Below are 18,314 nucleotides of genomic sequence, written 5' to 3'. Positions count from 1 at the left end.
TTATGTTAATTGATAGTCTTGCGATAACCCGAATACTCAGTGTATTCGGGTTATTTATTATCACAGCTATTGCTGAAATTCTTGGTTGTTATTTCCCTTATCTAATTTTAAGAGAAGGTAAGTCTGCTTGGCTGTGGTTACCTACAGTTTTAAGTTTGGCTGTTTTTGTTTGGCTGTTGACCCTACATCCCGCCGCTTCTGGGCGCATTTATGCTGCCTATGGCGGTATTTATATATTCACTGCTCTCATGTGGCTGCGCTTTGTTGATCAGGTCGGATTAACAAGGTGGGATATATTGGGTGGCCTAATTGTGCTTTGTGGCGCAGGATTAATTATTTTACAACCTCAAGGCTTGGTTCGTTAATATGATGAGTGAGTCAAATCTTAAGCGTCAAAATAAGAGATTTTTCAAAAAAAAGACTTGTCAAAGCCTTCAACAATGCGTATTTTAGATTCAAGGAACATTTTTTTATATTTGAGATAAAGATGTTAAATCTATCTGTGAACACTAACGCATATTATTATTTTTGGCAATTTAGATAGTTGCCTGAGCGTATTCGGGCATGAGAAAGTTGCCCATCACAGTTAATACCTGATCGGCAACCCCGATCAGGTTTTTTTATGCTTTATCTTTTTGAATCGAGGAACTTAAAATGAACAACATGACTTATTCATACTTTAGCAACTTTTATTGGTTTTACTTTTGCTTACCTTTACCAACGAATAGATCCAAAACGCTCAAATAAATGATCGGACTGAATAGATTGCAGTCCCAAGGAAAAACCAATGAATGCCCTAAATACTTTATTGACACAAAGCAATACAAAAGAAACACCAGTTAGTTTACCTGTCCAGTTAAAAGCAAAATATCCGCTTTCACAATCTTTCGCACGTCAAATTGCCGAACACCGCCAAACTATTCAAAATATTCTTATCGGCAAAGATCATCGGTTAATGGTAATTACAGGGCCTTGTTCAATTCATGATCCGGTTGCAGTACTTGAGTACGTTGAAAGATTGCAAAAATTACAAGAAAAAGTAAAAGATCAAATTTTTATCGTGATGCGTGCATACATTGAAAAACCGCGTACAACTGTAGGTTGGAAGGGTTTCATGTACGATCCAAATTTAGATGGTTCATCAAATTTACAATTTGGTTTAGAGAAGTCACGCGAACTTTACTTACAAATTATTGAAAAGGGTTTGCCAATCGCGAGTGAAATTTTAAGCCCAATGGCAACGGGTTATTTTGATGATTTGTTAGCTTGGGGTGCAATTGGTGCTCGTACAAGTGAGTCTCAGATTCACCGTGAAATCTCCAGCCATATGCCATACAGTATTGGTTTCAAGAATGGTACTGATGGCTCAATTCAGATTGCATTAGATGCAATTCAGTCAGCACAAAATGAACATCAATTTCTAGGAATGAATCAGCAAGGTTTACCTTCAGTCATTCAGAGTGCTGGTAACCTTTTACCTCACTTGATCTTGCGTGGGGCAAATCATGGACCAAATTATGATTTAGCTTCAATTCAGGCAATACGAGAAAAGTACAAACAAAATCTTCCTGCATTAGTCATTGATTGTAGTCATGGTAATAGTGGCAAAGATCCTTTACGTCAGCCCGAAGTTTTACAGCAGATCGTTGCTGAACGTTTAAAAACCCAAGTAAAGGGTGTCATGATTGAAAGCCATTTAGTTGATGGCAACCAAAAGATTTCTTGTGATATGACTTATGGGCAGTCAGTAACTGATGGTTGTTTAGGATGGGAAAAAACCGAGCAACTGTTGTTAAGTGTCTCTGAGCAATTAAAAGCGAAAGAGTTGGCTCATTCTGCGTAATTATTTATAAGTTTAAAAGGGGATCTGTGAACAGATCCCTTTATTTTTTAAGAAGCATGTTTTAATTCTGATAAGAATGTTGAGATTTCATGCCCAAATTTTTTCGGTTCGGTCAGTAAAGGTGTATGGCCTGAGCGCTCAAAATATATTGTTTTTGCATGTTCGACACTATGTGCAATAAGTGTCTGCCCAGTTTCAGGGTAGAGTGTCGAATTACGACCAATAAAAAATGTCGTAGGGCACTGTAATTGTTGAAGGGCTTCTCGATAATCTTCATTGTGATAAAGATAGTTTTCAACATACCAAAATAAATAATCTAAACGCTGAATTGGTAATAAGTATTTTTGTAGGAAAGGCCGTTTGAGAGCTGTTTTAAAAACTAAAGGACTAAATGGGTTACTACTTTGCAACTCAATGAAATCGACCCAAAGTCGAACTAATTCTTGTCGATCAGGAAGAAATAATTCATAAAGATATTTAGCAGTTTTATGTTTGGATAATAACTGATAGATATCATTTAGTAATTGTTTGAACTGAGTATGAAGTGGACCAAATAATCCATATTCCCATGTTGAATCTACAGATATTTTCGGCGTTTGGTCGATATGTAAATAGGCTTTTAACTGCTGTGCTAAATGAGCATGTTTCATACCATGCATGGCAGTTGTAGCGCCCATTGAATAACTCATCAATATAAAGTTATCGAGTTTCAATTGTTCTATTAAATGGGCAACGTCTTGCCAATGGCTGGAAATTGCATCTTGCTCAGGGATTGCGCAGTTTTTTGAACCGCCAAAACCACGCCAATCTGGAATAATAAACTCATATTCTTTACGGTTTGCATAGATAAAGGGTAGCCATTGCCAGCTTTGCATGCCAAGACCAGATAAAACCAAAACTGGCTCACCACGACCAACTCGGCGTACAAATAAATTTTCCCGATCGGGCATGGTGTAATATGGCATGGCTATTCTCCGGATACGCTATCTTGGGCAAAGAGTTTTAATTGAGGGATGACTTGTTCCAACCATTTGATCCATTCACTTTCCATGGTAATCCCAAGTTCTAAGATCATTTTGTGGATGTATAACACGCGGTTATTGAGATCATCACTGTCTTTAAAATCCTTATCATAAATACTTTGATAAAGTTTCAGCTTCTCTTGATGTAAACCAAGATGCCTTAACAGCTCAGGTAATATCTGATTATTGCTCAATTGTGCTTCAGCACGCAATCTAACCATTAAATCATCACGAAGTTGTGAGGGTTCACTTTGTTGAGTCATCCATGAAGCTAGCTCAATACGCCCTAACTGTTCAACTTGATAAGTCTTTTTTCGACTATTGTCCATTTCATTTTCTAACGTTGAAACCCAACCTTTTTTAAGCATGTGGTTGAGTTCACGATAAATTTGCTGATGGGTGGCATTCCAGAAAAAACCGATTGAACGATCAAAGCGGCGGGCAAGTTCGAACCCGGTGCTTGGGCGTTCAAGCAAGCTGGTCAATAAAACATGAGAAAGTGACATGGCAATCCGGTTTGTAAGCAAAAGTAAAGTGTGACTGATGAGATTATGCAACATGTTGCATAAAAGTCAAAATTTGATTATAAATTAATGCAACAAGTTGCATTAGCAAGCGAATTGCTAGCCAAAGGAGAAAATATGTCAGCTTATCCACATTTATTAAAGCCACTTGATTTAGGCTTTACGACTTTAAAAAACCGTGTGCTTATGGGGTCTATGCATATTGGGTTAGAAGAAGCACCACAGGGATATGAACGCATGGCTGCGTTTTATGCTGAACGTGCAAAAGGTGATGTGGGGTTGATTGTAACTGGCGGTGTTTCTCCAAATGATGATGGTGTTGTATTTACTCACGGCACAAAGCTAGACACAGTTGAAGAAGCTGAAAAACATAAAGTGATTACCCAGGCTGTGCATGAAGCGGGGGGTAAAATCGCTATGCAGATTTTACATACTGGGCGTTATTCTTATCAGGCAAATAACGTTGCTCCTTCAGCAATTCAAGCACCGATTAACCCAATTAAGCCGAAAGCTTTAAGTTCTGCCGAAGTACAGCAGACCATTGATGACTTTGCAAACTGCGCTAAACTTGCTCAGTATGCGGGTTATGATGGCGTGGAAATCATGGGCTCAGAAGGTTACTTAATTAATGAGTTTATTGCTGCCCGTACGAATCATCGTGACGATGAATGGGGTGGTAGTTATGAAAACCGGATGCGTTTTCCTATCGAAATTGTAAAACGTACCCGTGCTTTAGTGGGTGAAAACTTTATCATCATTTATCGTTTATCGATGCTTGATTTAGTTGAAGGTGGTTCAAGTATTGATGAAGTGATTCAGCTTGCAAAAGAAATTGAAAAAGCAGGTGCAACTATTATTAATACAGGGATTGGCTGGCATGAAGCTCGTATCCCAACAATTGCGACCAAAGTTCCTCGTGCTGCTTTTACGTGGGTGACCGAAAAACTTAAAGGTGAAGTCTCTATTCCCTTAGTTACTTCTAACCGAATTAATACGCCAGAAATGGCTGAGCATGTATTGGCATCTGGTCATGCTGATATAGTGTCTATGGCGCGCCCAATGCTCGCTGATGCTGAGTTTGTCTTAAAGGCAAGTCAAGGTCGTAGTGATGAAATTAATACATGTATTGGTTGTAACCAAGCTTGTTTAGATCATATTTTCTCAATGAAAATCGCAACTTGTTTAGTGAACCCGCGCGCATGTTATGAAACTGAACTTATTTTTAAAGAAGCTCAGGTGAAAAAGAATATTGCTGTGATTGGCGCAGGTCCGGCAGGCTTAAGTTTTGCTGTATATGCAGCTGATCGTGGGCATCAGGTCAAAATTTTTGAGGCCAGTCATCAAATTGGTGGGCAATTTAATATTGCAAAAACTGTTCCTGGAAAAGAAGAGTTCTATGAAACTTTACGCTACTTTGGTCGCCAAATTGAGTTACGACCAAACATTGAGTTAATTTTGAATCATAAAGCAACTTATGAAGAATTGAGCCAAGCAAATTTTGATGAAATTGTGGTTGCAACGGGTGTCACGCCTCGTCAATTACAATTTGAAGGCATTGATCATCCTAAAGTACTCAGCTACTTACAAGTTTTAAAAGAACGTGTGCCAGTGGGTCAGCGTGTAGCCATTATTGGTGCAGGCGGTATTGGTTTTGATACGGCTGAATATCTCACTCACGAGGGTGAAAGTGGCAGTTTAAACCCAGAAAAGTTCTATGAAGAATGGGGAATTGATACTCAATATGAGCATGTAGGTGGTTTAAAGCAGCCAAAAGTTGAGACTTCTGAACGAGAAGTCTATTTGCTGCAACGTAAGACGGCTGTTGTTGGTGCTGGTTTAGGTAAAACTACAGGCTGGATTCATCGTGCAGGCCTAAAAAATCGCCAAGTTAAAATGCTTGCAGGTGTGCAATACCACAAAGTAGATGATCAGGGCTTACATATCACTATAGATGGGCAACCAAGTGTGCTTGAAGTTGATCATGTTGTGATTTGTGCTGGTCAAGAATCTTTCACTGCAATGTATGATCAATTAAAAACAGATGGAAAAAATGTTCATTTAATTGGTGGGGCTAAAGAGGCAGGAGAGCTAGATGCAAAACGAGCAATACGTCAAGGTGCTGAGTTAGCAGCGGTACTATAAATTTTATGGGGACATTTTTTAACGGAAATGTCCCTAACTTCATTGGTTGAATTATAGGATAAAATAGCAATGACACTTCAAATAACAAAACAGTCTTTAGAAAAATGGCATCACATGATTCAGGCAGGTAACTTATCCGATCTAAATGATTTACTGGCAGATGATGTGGTTTTTCGTTCACCGGTTGCCTATAAACCTTACGAAGGAAAGCAGGTTGTTTTCTTCATTCTTACCAATGTCATTCAAGTGTTCGAAAACTTTACATATCATCGTGAGTTTTATACAGAAGATGGTGAAAATGTAGTGCTTGAGTTCAGTGCCAATGTCAGTGGCAAGTCATTAAAAGGAATCGATATGATTCGGTTTAATGAACAAGGAAAAATTATTGATTTTGAAGTAATGATTCGTCCAATGAGTGGGTTAGCTGCACTGGCTGAGCAAATGGGTATAAGAATTGCCAAGTTTCAACCCCAATAATTTTAGTAAATAGCCTAAGTAAGATAGAGATTAATAGAATGTGGTTAAAACTTTCAACTTTAGCATTGTTGCCTGTACTTTTTATGCAGGGAACAAAGGTTCGTAAGAATACACCACGCTTGCTAGAAGCCAGTGGTGAAAGAGAAGGCATTGTTGGCAATGGCAGACCATTATCTCTGCTTATTTTAGGAGATTCTGCCGCAGCGGGAGTTGGTGTTGAAACTCAACAAGACGCTTTATCTGGCGCAATTATTTCTGAGTTACAAAATCAATATTTGATAAGTTGGAAGCTTCATGCAAAAACAGGTGATACTACTAAGCAGGTTTTTCAAGCTTTACAGCATTTAGATCAGCAAAATTACGATGTTGTTGTTACGTCTATTGGCGTTAATGATGTGACAAAATTAACGTCAGCAAACTCATGGATAAAACAACAAAAGCAATTATTTGAACATATACAGGCACGTTTTCAGCCTAAACTCATTATTGTTTCGGGCGTTCCGCCCATGCAACATTTTCCAGCTTTACCAAATCCCTTGGCTTGGTTGTTTGGAAAATATGCGGAGCAAATGAATCAAGTGTTATATAAATGGTTAGAATCACAAAACCAATTTAGATTCGTTCAATATGATATTGAAAGTTTTCAAGCGATGAACTTACCTATGGCAAGTGATGGCTTTCATCCGAGCAAAGAAATTTATGCAATTTGGGGACAGCAGGTTGCAGCATTAGTGCGGCAATCATTTAACTCATAATCAGAGGTTGTGATTGGAAATGGTCATATCTACTTTAAATAAAATTAAAGCTTTCGGTTCAGAATTGTTTGATTCGGTACTCGGTGCTGAACAACCAAAAGTCTATTATGACCCAAAAGGAAAAATTAAAGATGTTTTGGATAAGTTGCCCCAACTTAAACAAAAATATCGTCCTACGCCATGGTTAAGCAACAATCATGTTCATCTTTTATATTTCGATATTATTAGAAAAAAAACCATTAAGCTTGAATATGATCGTATTGACCAGCTCAGCATGAAAGATGGTGGCGTAACTGCAATCGCATGGTATGGCTATAATCTTCCCAAAACCACTCCTACAGTTGTCATTATGCATACCATTACTGGAACGCCTGAAAGTATGCGTGAGTTGGTGAGAGATATACATCAATATACTGGATGGAGAATAGCACTATGCTTACGCCGTGGGCATGCGGGTTTACCTATGCCTGTACCACAGATTTCTCTTTTCGGATCAACAAGTGACCTTAAAGAACAGCTCACACATATTCAAAGTTTGTTTCCCGAATCTGATTTGTATGCTGTTGGTTCCTCTGCCGGAACAGGGTTGTTGGTCCGCTATTTAGGAGAGCAAGGCACTGACACACCATTTAAAGCTGCTTTTGCAATGTGTCCAGGCTACAATACCGAAATTGGCTTTAAAAATGTTCATCCGTTTTATAGCAAAATGATGACTAGAAAGTTATTCAAATATTTTATTCATCCTTATCAAAATACATGGAACCAGATTGCTTCTTTAGAAAAGGTTCTTGCAACGACTAGCCTCGAAGAGTTTGAAAAAGAATATTTTGAAATGGCTGGCTTTGAGGACTATCAAAGTTATTGCCAAGCCATTAATCCAATTTATGTATTTGAAAATGTCAAAATTCCATTAATGATTCTTAATGCTGAAGACGATCCGGTATGTTCTATTAAAAATTTAGAACCTTATAAAGAAACGATTCAGCAAATGAGTAATATTGCCGTGGTAACTACTAAAAAGGGAAGTCATTGTGGTTTTTACGAAGGTTGGAAAAGTACTTCATGGGCAGCCAAATTAATATCGAATTATTTTATGGTCGATCATAAAGAATGACAGTATGTGGTCATAAATTAATAAAGCCCATCTATTGAATGGGCTTTATTAATTTATCAGTTCAAGATAAAAGCAATTTGGGATCTTTCAGTCCTATTTTAAGTTTAGTACTAGCCACAAGGTCTTTTTCATCGGTTTGGTTAGGATGGAAATCAAAGCGATAATAATCAAAAAACTTCGGAGTTAGAACTTTATATTGTGTTGTCATAAAACCAAGAAACTTACGCCAAGATTTAAAATTAAGAAGTTGACGATCCCGTTTCATAAGCACAAATTGATAAATTGTTGAAAAGCCAGTAATTAAAAATAGGCTTAAAGTAAACACTGTAATACGCGGAAGGTAAGCACTTAAGCCGGTTCCATATAAATGTTGATAGAGATCAAAGGCCACTGCTTTATGTTCAGTTTCTTCAATACTGTGCCATAACCATAAATTACGAATAGTTGAGTCTGTCATTAGTTCATTAACAGACTGCATCATGCTAACCACGAGTACTGCGGTATAGTGTTCAAGGCCTACTGTTACAAGTAGGTTCCATTTTTTACTAAAAACTTTTTCAATACTTTTTAAAACGATTCCAGTTACTTTTTCTAAAGACTCTGGATCTAAACCATGTTGTTGTGCGCTCACATGGAAAGCATGATGTTCTTTAGAGTGCATTGCTTCTTGACCAATAAAAGCACTGATTTCGCGATCTAGAAGTTCATTCGACTTTGCTTTTGCGCGTAATGCTCGAACTGAACGAACAAAATATGATTCACCCTCAGGAAACAATGTAGATAAACCCGTAAAATAATGGGTAAAAGTAGGTTCGTTATTACACCAGTAGCGTGGTGTATTTTCAAAATTATAGTCCATACGGCGGACTGGAAATGAGGCAGGCACGCGATTTGATACGGTATTCATTTTAAGCTCCAATCTTCTTTTAATTGAAGTTCCAAAAAGGAACTTGATTAAAAATTACATCTCAGAATAGGGAACGTCAATGCTTTTTCAAGTGAAAGAAGTAGGTTGTCCTAAATTGATATCTAGAAAAACTTTAAAGACAAATTGGAATAAAAAAGTAAAACTGATAATTTTAATAATACTTAAAAAGCCCAAATCAAGTGTTTAATTTGGGCATATTCATACAGGAACTTAGTTTTTAAGCGCTGGTGTAGCAGCAGCAATTGCCGCGGCAACAGCATCATCTTCAGTTTGAGATGGCTCAGCTGGTTTAGCCGGTTTCGACTGAACTTTCTCAGGCTTAGGTTCTGGTTTTGGTTCAGGCTTAGGTTCCGGTTTTGGCTTAGGTTCCGGTTTTGGCTCAGCTTTAGGTTGCTCAGAAGCTGTTGTTTGTGAACTTTGATCAGATTGGGCAGGGCGAGTTTCACGGCGAATTTCGGTTGTAGTATTCGCTGTTTCTTCGTGATGAACTTCAACTTGCGTTGGTTCCTGTGTTTGAGCTTCTTCAGTTTTAACACTTTCTAAAGACTCAAATTTTGCAGGTTCAGCAGGCTTAGGTTCTGAAACAGCAGTTTCAACCTTTTCTTGCTCTTCTTCTGGTGTTTCTTTTTTGACACATGCGGTTAACAATAGTCCAGCTGCAATTGCAGCACAGATTAAAAGTTTTTTATTTGCCATTGTCCTAAACAACATTTAATTGAGGAGCTGGCATTATAACAGCAAAAGAGAATGAAAAAATCATGTGAGATTGACCTAATTTTTTATTAAAAATGCTGATAGAATAACCAGTTGTTTAATGATCTTTGAATTGGTGCGGTTTGACTTTGCTTTATAGGGGCAGAGTACAGTAAAATTGCCCAACATTGTAGGCCGATTTCGGCTTGATTGTACGAGAAACTTAATGACCCATTTTATTTTTGTTACTGGTGGTGTGGTTTCATCGCTAGGTAAAGGTATTTCTGCTGCTTCAGTTGCTGCACTTTTGGAAGCCCGTGGCTTAAAAGTCACAATGGTTAAAATGGATCCTTACATTAATGTCGATCCGGGGACAATGAGTCCTTTCCAACATGGTGAAGTTTTTGTCACAGAGGATGGTGCCGAAACTGATCTAGACTTGGGTTATTACGAACGTTTCTTACGTCGTGCGAAAATGACCAAACTGAATAACTTTACCAGTGGCCGTGTATATCAAGACGTTTTAAATAAAGAGCGTCGTGGTGACTACTTAGGTGGTACGGTTCAAGTTATTCCACATATTACAGACAACATTAAAGAACGTGTACTTCGCGCTGGTGAAGGTTACGACGTTGCAATCGTTGAGATTGGTGGTACGGTTGGTGATATTGAATCACTTCCATTTATGGAATCAGTTCGTCAATTGATGGTAGAGCTTGGTCATAAACGTACCATGCTGATGCATTTAACATTGTTGCCATACATTAAATCTGCAGCTGAGTTAAAAACTAAGCCAACTCAACATTCAGTGAAAGAACTTCTTTCAATTGGTATTCAGCCAGATATCTTAATCTGCCGTACTGAGTATGATGTAGATGTTGATACTAAACGTAAAATTGCATTGTTCACTAACGTAGAAGCGCGTGCGGTTGTGGTATGTAAAGATGCGAAAACGATTTACCAAATTCCACGTACATTCTATGAACAAAACGTTGATGACTTGATCTGTGAACGTTTTGGGTTTAATGATCTTCCTGAAGCTGACTTAACCGATTGGGATAATGTAGTTGAAGCATTGTTGAATCCTGAATACACAGTACGTGTTGCGATGGTCGGTAAATATGTAGAACTTCCAGATGCTTATAAATCTGTGAATGAAGCACTTTTACATGCGGGTATTCAAAACCTTGTCAAAGTTCAGATTGATTATGTCAATGCTGAAGAACTTGAAAGCCAAGACGTTTCTATTTTGCAAACAGCTGACGCAATTTTAGTCCCAGGTGGCTTTGGTGAGCGCGGTACTGAAGGCAAAATGAAAGCTATTCAATATGCACGTGAAAACAAAATTCCATTCTTGGGTATTTGTTTAGGGATGCAATTGGCTGTAATTGAATATGCACGTCATGTTGCAGCAATGCCAGAAGCATCTTCTACAGAGTTTAACCGTTCTACAAAGTATCCATTGATTGGTTTAATTACCGAATGGTTAGATGAGCGTGGCGAGTTACAACAACGCAGCGTAGAGTCTGATTTAGGTGGAACTATGCGTTTAGGTGCACAAAAATCTGAATTGGTTGAAGGCACAAAAACACGTGAAGTCTATGGTAAAGCAGAAATCACTGAGCGTCATCGTCACCGTTATGAAATGAATAACCGTTTCATTGAGTCGATTGAAAAGGCTGGTATGAAGATTTCAGGCTACTCTTCTGCACAACATTTGGTTGAAACTGTAGAAATTCCTGAACATCCTTGGTTTATTGCTGTACAATTCCACCCGGAATTTACAAGTTCACCACGTGATGGACATCCATTATTTGCTAGTTTTATTGGCGCTGCGAAAACTCAGCATCAAAAAAGTAAATAATGCGATTTTAAATAAACTGGGAAAGTTTAAATGTCACAATTAAAACCACAAGAAGTTGTACGTTTAGGCGATATACAAATGGCAAATCATTTGCCATTTGTATTATTTGGCGGAATGAACGTACTTGAATCAAAAGATTTAGCTTTCGAAATTGCAGAAACGTATGTTGATATTTGCAAACGCTTAGATATTCCATATGTATTTAAAGCAAGCTTCGATAAAGCAAATCGTTCTAGTCTGCATTCATTCCGTGGTCCTGGACTTGAAAAAGGGATTGAATGGTTAGGTGATATTAAAAAACATTTTAATGTGCCTATCATTACTGATGTTCATGAGCCACATCAAGCTGAAGCAGTTGCAGAAGTAGCTGATATTATTCAGTTACCTGCTTTCCTAAGCCGCCAAACTGATCTTGTTGAAGCGATGGCGAAAACCCAAGCCATTATCAATATTAAGAAAGCTCAGTTTTTGGCACCTCATGAAATGCGTCATATCCTGAATAAATGTTTAGAAGCAGGAAACGATAAACTTATTCTTTGTGAGCGTGGTTCAGCATTTGGTTATAACAATCTTGTTGTAGATATGCTTGGCTTTGACATCATGAAAGAAATGAATGTACCAGTTTTCTTTGACGTAACACATGCGTTGCAAACTCCTGGTGGTCGTGCTGACTCAGCAGGTGGTCGTCGTGCTCAAATTACAACTTTAGCACGCGCTGGAATGGCAACAGGCTTAGCCGGATTGTTCTTGGAAGGTCATCCGGACCCAGAACATGCAAAATGTGATGGACCTTGTGCATTACGTATGTCGCAGCTTGAGCCATTCTTGGCACAAATAAAAGAATTGGATACTTTAGTTAAAGGATTCAAAAAGTTAGACACCCATTGATGCAATAATCTGCATCTAGTTATTCATTCAACAGAGGAATTGTTCATGAGCCAAATCGTTGACATCCGTGCACGTGAAATTTTGGACTCTCGTGGTAACCCAACCATCGAAGCAGACGTAATTTTAGAATCTGGGGTTGTTGGTCGTGCATGTGCACCATCTGGTGCTTCAACTGGTTCTCGTGAAGCTTTAGAACTTCGTGATGGCGACAAAGCACGTTATTTGGGTAAAGGTGTTAAAACTGCGGTTAATAACGTAAACACGATTATCCGTGACGCTTTAGTGGGCAAATCAGTATTTGAACAAAAAGACATCGATAATACGATGATCGAACTTGATGGTACTGAAAACAAAGAAAAATTGGGTGCAAATGCAACTTTAGCTGTGTCATTGGCTGCTGCACGCGCTGCTGCTGATGAAAAGAAAATTCCTCTTTTCCAATACATCGCTGATTTACGTGGTCAAACAATTTTGACTATGCCTGTACCAATGATGAACATCATTAACGGTGGTTCACATGCAGATAATAATGTTGATATTCAAGAGTTTATGATTGAGCCAGTAGGCTTCACTTCATTTGCTGAAGCATTACGTGCTGGTGCTGAAATCTTCCATTCATTAAAATCAGTTTTAAACAAAAAAGGTTTAAACACTGCTGTAGGTGATGAAGGCGGTTTTGCACCAAACTTGCGTTCAAACGAAGAAGCAATCACTGTTATTCTTGAAGCTATTGGTCAAACTGGTTACAAAGCTGGTTCTGACATTATGTTGGCGCTTGACTGTGCATCTTCAGAATTCTACAAAAATGGTCAATATGTTCTTGCGGGTGAAGGCAATAAAGCATTCTCAAGCAACCAGTTCTCTGACTATTTAGCTGGCCTTGTAAACCAATATCCAATTATCTCAATTGAAGATGGTTTAGATGAATCAGATTGGGAAGGTTGGTCTTACTTGACATCTATTCTTGGTGACAAAATCCAATTGGTAGGTGATGACTTGTTCGTTACAAACCCTAAGATTTTACAACGTGGTATTAATGAGAAAGTAGGTAACTCTATCTTAATCAAATACAACCAAATTGGTACTTTGACTGAAACTCTTGATGCAATTTACCTTGCTAAAGAAAATGGTTATACAACTGTAATTTCTCACCGTTCTGGCGAAACTGAAGATTCAACTATTGCTGACTTAGCAGTAGGTACAGCGGCTGGTCAAATTAAGACTGGTTCACTTTGCCGTTCTGACCGTGTTTCTAAGTACAACCAATTACTTCGTATTGAAGAATTGACTAAAGCTGCTTACCGCGGTAAGGCTGAGTTTAAAGGTTTAAACTAATCTTTAAATAAAAAGTTAAAATTAATTTTTTAACATTTTAAGGTGCTATTTAACTCTTTTAATGGGGGAAATAGCACCTTTTTTAATTTATAAAAATAAATTAATTTTTCATTTTCTATTACTTCTTTTCTAACTTCTCAAAAATGCAAAATTCTATCTGTTACAGTCTTTTTAGCAAAACCTAATATCTGATATTTATAATATTGAATTCTTTTACTATCCTAGACGACGGGTTTTTAAAGACTCAGCCCAACTATGATGTTTACAACGAGTACATTCTTGATCGATTTTATTTAGAATTTTAGTTTCCCCACATTTCATACATGAATAAAAAGTATTGATTTTAAGCACGTCAGCTTTGTAGTAAGCGTCAGGGAAGAGTGGTAACCCCCATTTTACGTCTTCATCTTCATAGTACAGTAAACTAAGAATTCCGTCGGACTCAAGCAAAGCTGTTCTGATTTGACCTAAATGTTCAACATTTTGTTGGCGCATTTCTGAGAAAAACTCATCATGTGAATATGTTTGTTTCTGGAAATCCTTATAGACTAAAAGTCCATCTTTCACTACACAAAGTGCTTTTCCTTCCAACAGATCTTCAATTTTCTTATGCTTCACCATGGCCCATGTTACAAGACGATAGAGAAACAGAATAACGATAAACGCGACTAAAGCATGTATGATAGGTAAGTCTTTGGTAAACATTGGGTCACCAGCCGCTGAACCTAAACATAGAATAATTGCGAGTTCAAAAAGGGAAAGTTGGCGTATACCTCGTTTACCTGATAGTCTTAAAAAACTAATAATAATGATAAACATGACGGAACATCGAACCAAAATCTCCAAAATGAAGGGCCAAGTCGTGTCACCTATGAAAATATTAAAAAAATCCATTTTTTTCTCCTTTTAAATAGGTGTAATAAATCTTTATAGAATTCTTAGCAAATTAAAAATGGAAAAAATATACTTTTTAAGTAGTTATTGGTTAAAAATTAGAACTCTATGTGATTTTGTATAAATTTCACTATCCTGCTTATTCGTTAGAATAAATATATACTCTAGGTTTTAATGGTAGATAAATAGCAAGATAAAGTGATTGTTGACGTGTTCAATTAAGATAAAGGTAATGTTTATTGGAGTTTAGTTTTAATAGTTTTTTATTTATTCCTTATTAGACTAATTATTTTTTATATCTAATGATAATATATTATTTTAAGTTATATGGGGATTTTGTATCATGAGAAAGTAATATCATTTTATAAAATAGAAAATGATAATTATATTGAGGAAGTAGATAGTTTAGTAGAGTTAATTAGAAATTTTAAGTAAAAGAGATTTTGCTATAAGACATAAAAGAATTAAATAAATTGTATGGGTATCCAGATTCTCTTCCCACAACTCAAGATACTGTTAACCATATATACCTACTTCAAGAGGTGGATTTATCTTATCCTATAATAATATATTCACAAAGTAGAATAATGAATAGCTTGCATAGAGGGAGGATTGAAAATTTTAGGAAAGATACAAAATATATGCTATATATAATTTGATAAAGCTCCTTAACCAGATTATATCAATGACGCTGAAAATGATTTGATTGAAGATGATAATTATTTATTCTATTTTTATATTTGTATAAATAGTATTAATTAGATTTTTGCTGTGTTTTGGATTAACTATAGAAAAATTATTTAGCTATAGATAAGTGAAAAGTTACTTTTCATAATTTTTTATTTTTAGTATTTAATATTTTTAACTCTATTAAAAGGTGAATAAAAAAATGAGAGTAATTGAATATATAATTTTTACTAATATGAATTACTGACAATTGGGGCTGTAGGGAATAGCATCTAAACGTTTTTGAAAAACATGTGGGTTCAGTATATTTTCATACATTTGTTGATATGTTTTTTTGTGATCTTCAATGTTGTGATAGTCAATGATTTCTTGAAGTTTATCTTTATATTCTATGTGGCCTGCATGGAACATGGCTGCATAATAGCCCCACAGTGCATATTGATATCGTAAGGCTGCTCTTGGAATTAAATTTACTTCATTGAAATAGCTATTAGCCGTTTTTTCATAACATTCTTTTATTTCATGAGCATTTTTTCCCATTTTTCTTAAGAAGATACATTGTGCTTCTTGTAGCTTAGCATCATTTGTTTTAGCTAATATTTTTTCGGTAGAAATATAAGCTTCTTTAAGACAACCCAAATGAATAAGTACTTTACGTTTGGTTTTTAAAATATCTAAATTATTATCGTTGGATGGCATCTTTTTTAATAAATTTTTTAATTTTAGTTGGGCTGTTTTTGGTTCTTGTCCATTTTTTAAACTGTATATAATGTCATTGTATTCAAATATATAGCTGTTGGTTGGTGTATATTTTTCCTGATAATTCTCCATATTAATTATTTTCGAAGGGCTATCATCAATAGGGTTGTTGCAAGCACTGACACCTAAGCTTACTAAAGAAAAAGCTAAAATTTTATGCACTACAGTTTATACCTTTATTCTCTTTTGTGAGATTTATGAAGAATAATAAAATATAAAAGAAAATACTGTGTAGTTTTTTATTTTTCTCGTTCTTAAGTGGTTCAATAATTAATTTGAAAATTGATTTACATATTTTGGAATCAATAATATAAGCATTAGAACTTAAGTATCAGTGTTCAATTGGTCTACATTCAATTTGTTAGGAATCTAGAATTTTAGTGGGGGAGTTCTCTGTCTTTATTAGTAATAATCTACAAACTCAAGAGCAGGCTTGTCGAGCTAGAGATGGTAAAATTAACAATAAAGGGGGGGATCAATTTTGGTTTTGCTAACTTTGAAGTGAAAGATGAGAAGGTCAATATTACGAACTCTTAAACAACCTCGAATCTATGGGTTAAATCTATACTTGATTAATGCCACCAATGAGGGTTTTTCTAGAGTTACTTAGCATAATTTCCTGCTAGTGAGAGTCGCTTTTAGATGCATAGATTGATTTATAAGCAGTTGTACTTATAAATATTATTTCCCTTTCAAATTCCATTCAATTTTGACAAAATGAAACATGTCACAATGGTCAATTTAAAGTAATATGCGGATTAATAGTTTTGCATAAATTTTGCAGGAATTTTGTATGCCGTTTTTAAATTGTTATACAATACAAAAGCTTAATGAAAGTTTTTAATTAAAACTCTTAATGATATGTTAGAAGTATTTCGATCCACTTCAAGCAAACTGATATTGCTACTTGTTATTGTTTTAGTAGCTGTACTGCAATATCAATTTTGGTTAGGTGAGGGTGGCTATATCCCTCATCAAGCTCTCATGCAACAAATTCAGCAACAAGCTGAGGTAAATGAAGAGCTTAAAGAACGGAACCGTATTTTGGCGGCAGAGGTTTTTGACCTGAAAAATGGTACAGAAGCAATAGAAGAACATGCTCGCCTTGATCTTGGTTTAGTTAAACCTCACGAGACATTTGTTCAAATGAGTACAATCAGTACTCATTACAAGCCTATTTATATTGACCCGAACGCTAAAGTTGATTTGGAAACGAATGAGACACCTGCATCTCCAGATATCCCAGACTAAATTATGGGCAGTTATACCTGCTGCAGGATCCGGAAGTCGATTTTCTAAAACTGAATTGAAGCAGTATCAATATATTCAGGATAGGACTGTTTTAGAACATACTATTGGCCGTATAAGTCAACTTCCGTTAAATGGTTATGTTTTGGCAATTGGTACGCAAGATACCTTTGCTCAGACCCTTGCATTTCAAAATATCGATAAGGCGCATTTTTGCACTGGTGGAGCTGAGCGAGTTCATTCGGTTTTAAACGCATTAAATCATCTCTTAAATTTTGCCGATGAAAATGACTGGGTGCTTGTGCATGATGCAGCTCGACCTTGTGTCACAATTGATTGTTTAAATGCACTTGTGTCAAAGGCAGTTGAGTCAAAGGATAGTGCTATTTTAGCAATTCCTGTTCGTGATACTCTAAAGCAAGTTAAGACAGGTCATCATATTGATAAAACGGTAAGCCGAGATTTATTGTGGCAAGCTCAAACGCCTCAAATTACTAAAATTGGTAAACTTAAAAAAGCAATTGAACATGCTTTAGAAAATAACGTCACTATTACCGATGAGGCAAGTGCACTTGAATATATGGGTGAAACTGTACAGGTAGTAATGGGACGATCTGATAATATAAAAATTACCTATCCCGATGATTTAGAACTTGCGCGTTTGATTCTTCAGTCTCAGTCTTAATTCTATTATTTTTAAATTGCTTGGATGATTAAACCGTCTAAGCAATTCTTTCTACATATCTATTTATAACCACTCATATTCTTTTACATTGATAAGTTTTAGGATTTATTCAGATCGGACAACTATATTAGATAATGTTCGATCATCGAACAAAAATTATTTATACCGAACAAAACCATGGTTTGATAACTAGATCAAATTACAAAAATTATCAAGAATGTTTAAAAGGAAATCTAAGGGAAACACTCGGGATTGAGTGAAATATTTATCTGTTCATCTTACCTCAGTGTGCCTAAATCTCTTATCTATTTCTTCTTCAATGAGCACAATGGAGTTGTCTAATGATTGACAAAAGTAAGTCCTCACTTAGCGAGGTTCTATCCCAGATTAAAGATGGTGCAACCATCCTGATTGGTGGTTTTGGTACCGCAGGACAACCCGCTGAACTCATTGATG

18 protein-coding genes are annotated in these 18,314 nt (G+C 36.3%); 12 read left to right on the top strand and 6 right to left on the bottom strand.

Annotated features, from left to right (window positions below; translation table 11 throughout):
• Nucleotides 1–2: 2 nt before the first annotated feature.
• Together OD757_RS00920 and OD757_RS00915 are read left to right on the top strand one after the other, a co-directional pair.
• Nucleotides 3–365, top strand: coding sequence for a YnfA family protein (locus tag OD757_RS00920; protein ID WP_009392624.1), 363 nt, complete (start codon nucleotides 3–5; stop codon nucleotides 363–365).
• Between the two features lie 422 nt (nucleotides 366–787).
• Nucleotides 788–1,843: a 3-deoxy-7-phosphoheptulonate synthase gene (locus OD757_RS00915; protein WP_263030559.1), complete on the top strand. Its 1,056-nt coding sequence runs from the start codon at nucleotides 788–790 to the stop codon at nucleotides 1,841–1,843.
• A 47-nt stretch (nucleotides 1,844–1,890) separates the two neighbouring features.
• Here the strand turns inward: OD757_RS00915 and OD757_RS00910 are convergent, their stop codons facing one another.
• Together OD757_RS00910 and OD757_RS00905 are read right to left on the bottom strand one after the other, a co-directional pair.
• On the bottom strand, nucleotides 1,891–2,808 hold the full coding sequence (locus OD757_RS00910) for an alpha/beta fold hydrolase (RefSeq protein ID WP_009392679.1): 918 nt from the start codon (nucleotides 2,806–2,808) through the stop codon (nucleotides 1,891–1,893).
• Nucleotides 2,809–2,810: 2 nt separating this feature from the next.
• Entirely contained in the window at nucleotides 2,811–3,371 is a 561-nt protein-coding gene (locus OD757_RS00905; RefSeq protein ID WP_263030558.1) for a PadR family transcriptional regulator, read from the bottom strand.
• Between the two features lie 135 nt (nucleotides 3,372–3,506).
• On the opposite strand from OD757_RS00905, the gene OD757_RS00900 reads away from it, so the two are divergent.
• The 4 genes from OD757_RS00900 to OD757_RS00885 all read left to right on the top strand — a co-directional run bounded on the left by OD757_RS00900 (nucleotide 3,507) and on the right by OD757_RS00885 (nucleotide 7,877).
• Nucleotides 3,507–5,531, top strand: coding sequence for an NADPH-dependent 2,4-dienoyl-CoA reductase (locus OD757_RS00900; RefSeq protein ID WP_263030557.1), 2,025 nt, complete (start codon nucleotides 3,507–3,509; stop codon nucleotides 5,529–5,531).
• 69 nt (nucleotides 5,532–5,600) lie between these two features.
• Nucleotides 5,601–6,008, top strand: coding sequence for a nuclear transport factor 2 family protein (locus OD757_RS00895; RefSeq protein WP_262144604.1), 408 nt, complete (start codon nucleotides 5,601–5,603; stop codon nucleotides 6,006–6,008).
• Between the two features lie 38 nt (nucleotides 6,009–6,046).
• Nucleotides 6,047–6,763 carry an SGNH/GDSL hydrolase family protein gene (locus tag OD757_RS00890; RefSeq protein ID WP_263030556.1) on the top strand — a complete coding sequence of 239 codons (717 nt, stop codon included), beginning with the start codon at nucleotides 6,047–6,049 and terminating at the stop codon, nucleotides 6,761–6,763.
• A gap of 19 nt (nucleotides 6,764–6,782) precedes the next feature.
• Entirely contained in the window at nucleotides 6,783–7,877 is a 1,095-nt protein-coding gene (locus OD757_RS00885) for a YheT family hydrolase (RefSeq protein ID WP_263030555.1), read from the top strand.
• A gap of 61 nt (nucleotides 7,878–7,938) precedes the next feature.
• On the opposite strand, the gene OD757_RS00880 is transcribed toward OD757_RS00885, so the two are convergent.
• Together OD757_RS00880 and OD757_RS00875 are read right to left on the bottom strand one after the other, a co-directional pair.
• Nucleotides 7,939–8,784 (bottom strand): metal-dependent hydrolase, encoded by an 846-nt coding sequence (locus OD757_RS00880; RefSeq protein WP_263030554.1) that lies wholly within the window; start codon nucleotides 8,782–8,784, stop codon nucleotides 7,939–7,941.
• Between the two features lie 231 nt (nucleotides 8,785–9,015).
• Nucleotides 9,016–9,501 carry an internalin gene (locus tag OD757_RS00875; RefSeq protein ID WP_263030553.1) on the bottom strand — a complete coding sequence of 162 codons (486 nt, stop codon included), beginning with the start codon at nucleotides 9,499–9,501 and terminating at the stop codon, nucleotides 9,016–9,018.
• Nucleotides 9,502–9,724: 223 nt separating this feature from the next.
• Here OD757_RS00875 and OD757_RS00870 point away from each other — a divergent pair, with 223 nt between their 5' ends.
• Genes OD757_RS00870 through eno form a run of 3 tightly spaced genes read left to right on the top strand, consistent with a single transcriptional unit; the run spans nucleotide 9,725 to nucleotide 13,585 of the window.
• Nucleotides 9,725–11,362 (top strand): CTP synthase, encoded by a 1,638-nt coding sequence (locus tag OD757_RS00870; RefSeq protein ID WP_009392659.1) that lies wholly within the window; start codon nucleotides 9,725–9,727, stop codon nucleotides 11,360–11,362.
• Nucleotides 11,363–11,392: 30 nt separating this feature from the next.
• A complete protein-coding gene (gene kdsA / locus OD757_RS00865) occupies nucleotides 11,393–12,250 on the top strand; it encodes a 3-deoxy-8-phosphooctulonate synthase (RefSeq protein WP_003652054.1) in 858 nt (285 codons plus the stop codon).
• Nucleotides 12,251–12,295: 45 nt separating this feature from the next.
• Entirely contained in the window at nucleotides 12,296–13,585 is a 1,290-nt protein-coding gene (gene eno, locus OD757_RS00860) for a phosphopyruvate hydratase (protein WP_009392725.1), read from the top strand.
• 216 nt (nucleotides 13,586–13,801) lie between these two features.
• On the opposite strand, the gene OD757_RS00855 is transcribed toward eno, so the two are convergent.
• A complete protein-coding gene (locus OD757_RS00855; protein WP_009392666.1) occupies nucleotides 13,802–14,479 on the bottom strand; it encodes a DUF421 domain-containing protein in 678 nt (225 codons plus the stop codon).
• A gap of 927 nt (nucleotides 14,480–15,406) precedes the next feature.
• A complete protein-coding gene (locus OD757_RS00850) occupies nucleotides 15,407–16,087 on the bottom strand; it encodes a hypothetical protein (protein WP_263030552.1) in 681 nt (226 codons plus the stop codon).
• Nucleotides 16,088–16,786: 699 nt separating this feature from the next.
• Between OD757_RS00850 and ftsB the strand changes: the two genes are divergently transcribed.
• From ftsB to OD757_RS00835, 3 genes are all read left to right on the top strand, one after another.
• Complete coding sequence (ftsB, locus tag OD757_RS00845; protein WP_034678679.1) at nucleotides 16,787–17,176, top strand: cell division protein FtsB; 390 nt, start codon at nucleotides 16,787–16,789, stop codon at nucleotides 17,174–17,176.
• Nucleotides 17,142–17,858, top strand: a complete 717-nt coding sequence (gene ispD, locus OD757_RS00840) for a 2-C-methyl-D-erythritol 4-phosphate cytidylyltransferase (RefSeq protein ID WP_263030551.1) — start codon at nucleotides 17,142–17,144, stop codon at nucleotides 17,856–17,858. The genes ftsB and ispD overlap by 35 nt, the downstream gene beginning before the upstream one ends.
• A gap of 341 nt (nucleotides 17,859–18,199) precedes the next feature.
• Nucleotides 18,200–18,314 (top strand): CoA-transferase (locus tag OD757_RS00835; RefSeq protein ID WP_078182497.1); only part of this gene is annotated, 115 nt, incomplete at its 3' end.

The sequence above is a fragment of the Acinetobacter sp. AYS6 genome (assembly GCF_025630795.1).
In the GTDB taxonomy this organism is placed as follows: Bacteria; Pseudomonadota; Gammaproteobacteria; order Pseudomonadales; family Moraxellaceae; genus Acinetobacter.
The sequence above is the reverse complement of the archived record's forward strand: the minus strand, read 5'-3'. Positions and strand labels throughout refer to the sequence as shown.

Bases quoted from the DNA above. Each gene is read 5' to 3' on its own strand.
- OD757_RS00920 (WP_009392624.1), top strand. From the start codon at position 3: ATGTTAATTGATAGTCTTGCGATAACCCGAATACTCAGTGTATTCGGG.
- OD757_RS00915 (WP_263030559.1), top strand. From the start codon at position 788: ATGAATGCCCTAAATACTTTATTGACACAAAGCAATACAAAAGAAACA.
- OD757_RS00910 (WP_009392679.1), bottom strand. From the start codon at position 2,808: ATGCCATATTACACCATGCCCGATCGGGAAAATTTATTTGTACGCCGA.
- OD757_RS00905 (WP_263030558.1), bottom strand. From the start codon at position 3,371: ATGTCACTTTCTCATGTTTTATTGACCAGCTTGCTTGAACGCCCAAGC.
- OD757_RS00900 (WP_263030557.1), top strand. From the start codon at position 3,507: ATGTCAGCTTATCCACATTTATTAAAGCCACTTGATTTAGGCTTTACG.
- OD757_RS00895 (WP_262144604.1), top strand. From the start codon at position 5,601: ATGACACTTCAAATAACAAAACAGTCTTTAGAAAAATGGCATCACATG.
- OD757_RS00890 (WP_263030556.1), top strand. From the start codon at position 6,047: ATGTGGTTAAAACTTTCAACTTTAGCATTGTTGCCTGTACTTTTTATG.
- OD757_RS00885 (WP_263030555.1), top strand. From the start codon at position 6,783: ATGGTCATATCTACTTTAAATAAAATTAAAGCTTTCGGTTCAGAATTG.
- OD757_RS00880 (WP_263030554.1), bottom strand. From the start codon at position 8,784: ATGAATACCGTATCAAATCGCGTGCCTGCCTCATTTCCAGTCCGCCGT.
- OD757_RS00875 (WP_263030553.1), bottom strand. From the start codon at position 9,501: ATGGCAAATAAAAAACTTTTAATCTGTGCTGCAATTGCAGCTGGACTA.
- OD757_RS00870 (WP_009392659.1), top strand. From the start codon at position 9,725: ATGACCCATTTTATTTTTGTTACTGGTGGTGTGGTTTCATCGCTAGGT.
- kdsA (WP_003652054.1), top strand. From the start codon at position 11,393: ATGTCACAATTAAAACCACAAGAAGTTGTACGTTTAGGCGATATACAA.
- eno (WP_009392725.1), top strand. From the start codon at position 12,296: ATGAGCCAAATCGTTGACATCCGTGCACGTGAAATTTTGGACTCTCGT.
- OD757_RS00855 (WP_009392666.1), bottom strand. From the start codon at position 14,479: ATGGATTTTTTTAATATTTTCATAGGTGACACGACTTGGCCCTTCATT.
- ftsB (WP_034678679.1), top strand. From the start codon at position 16,787: ATGTTAGAAGTATTTCGATCCACTTCAAGCAAACTGATATTGCTACTT.
- ispD (WP_263030551.1), top strand. From the start codon at position 17,142: ATGAGACACCTGCATCTCCAGATATCCCAGACTAAATTATGGGCAGTT.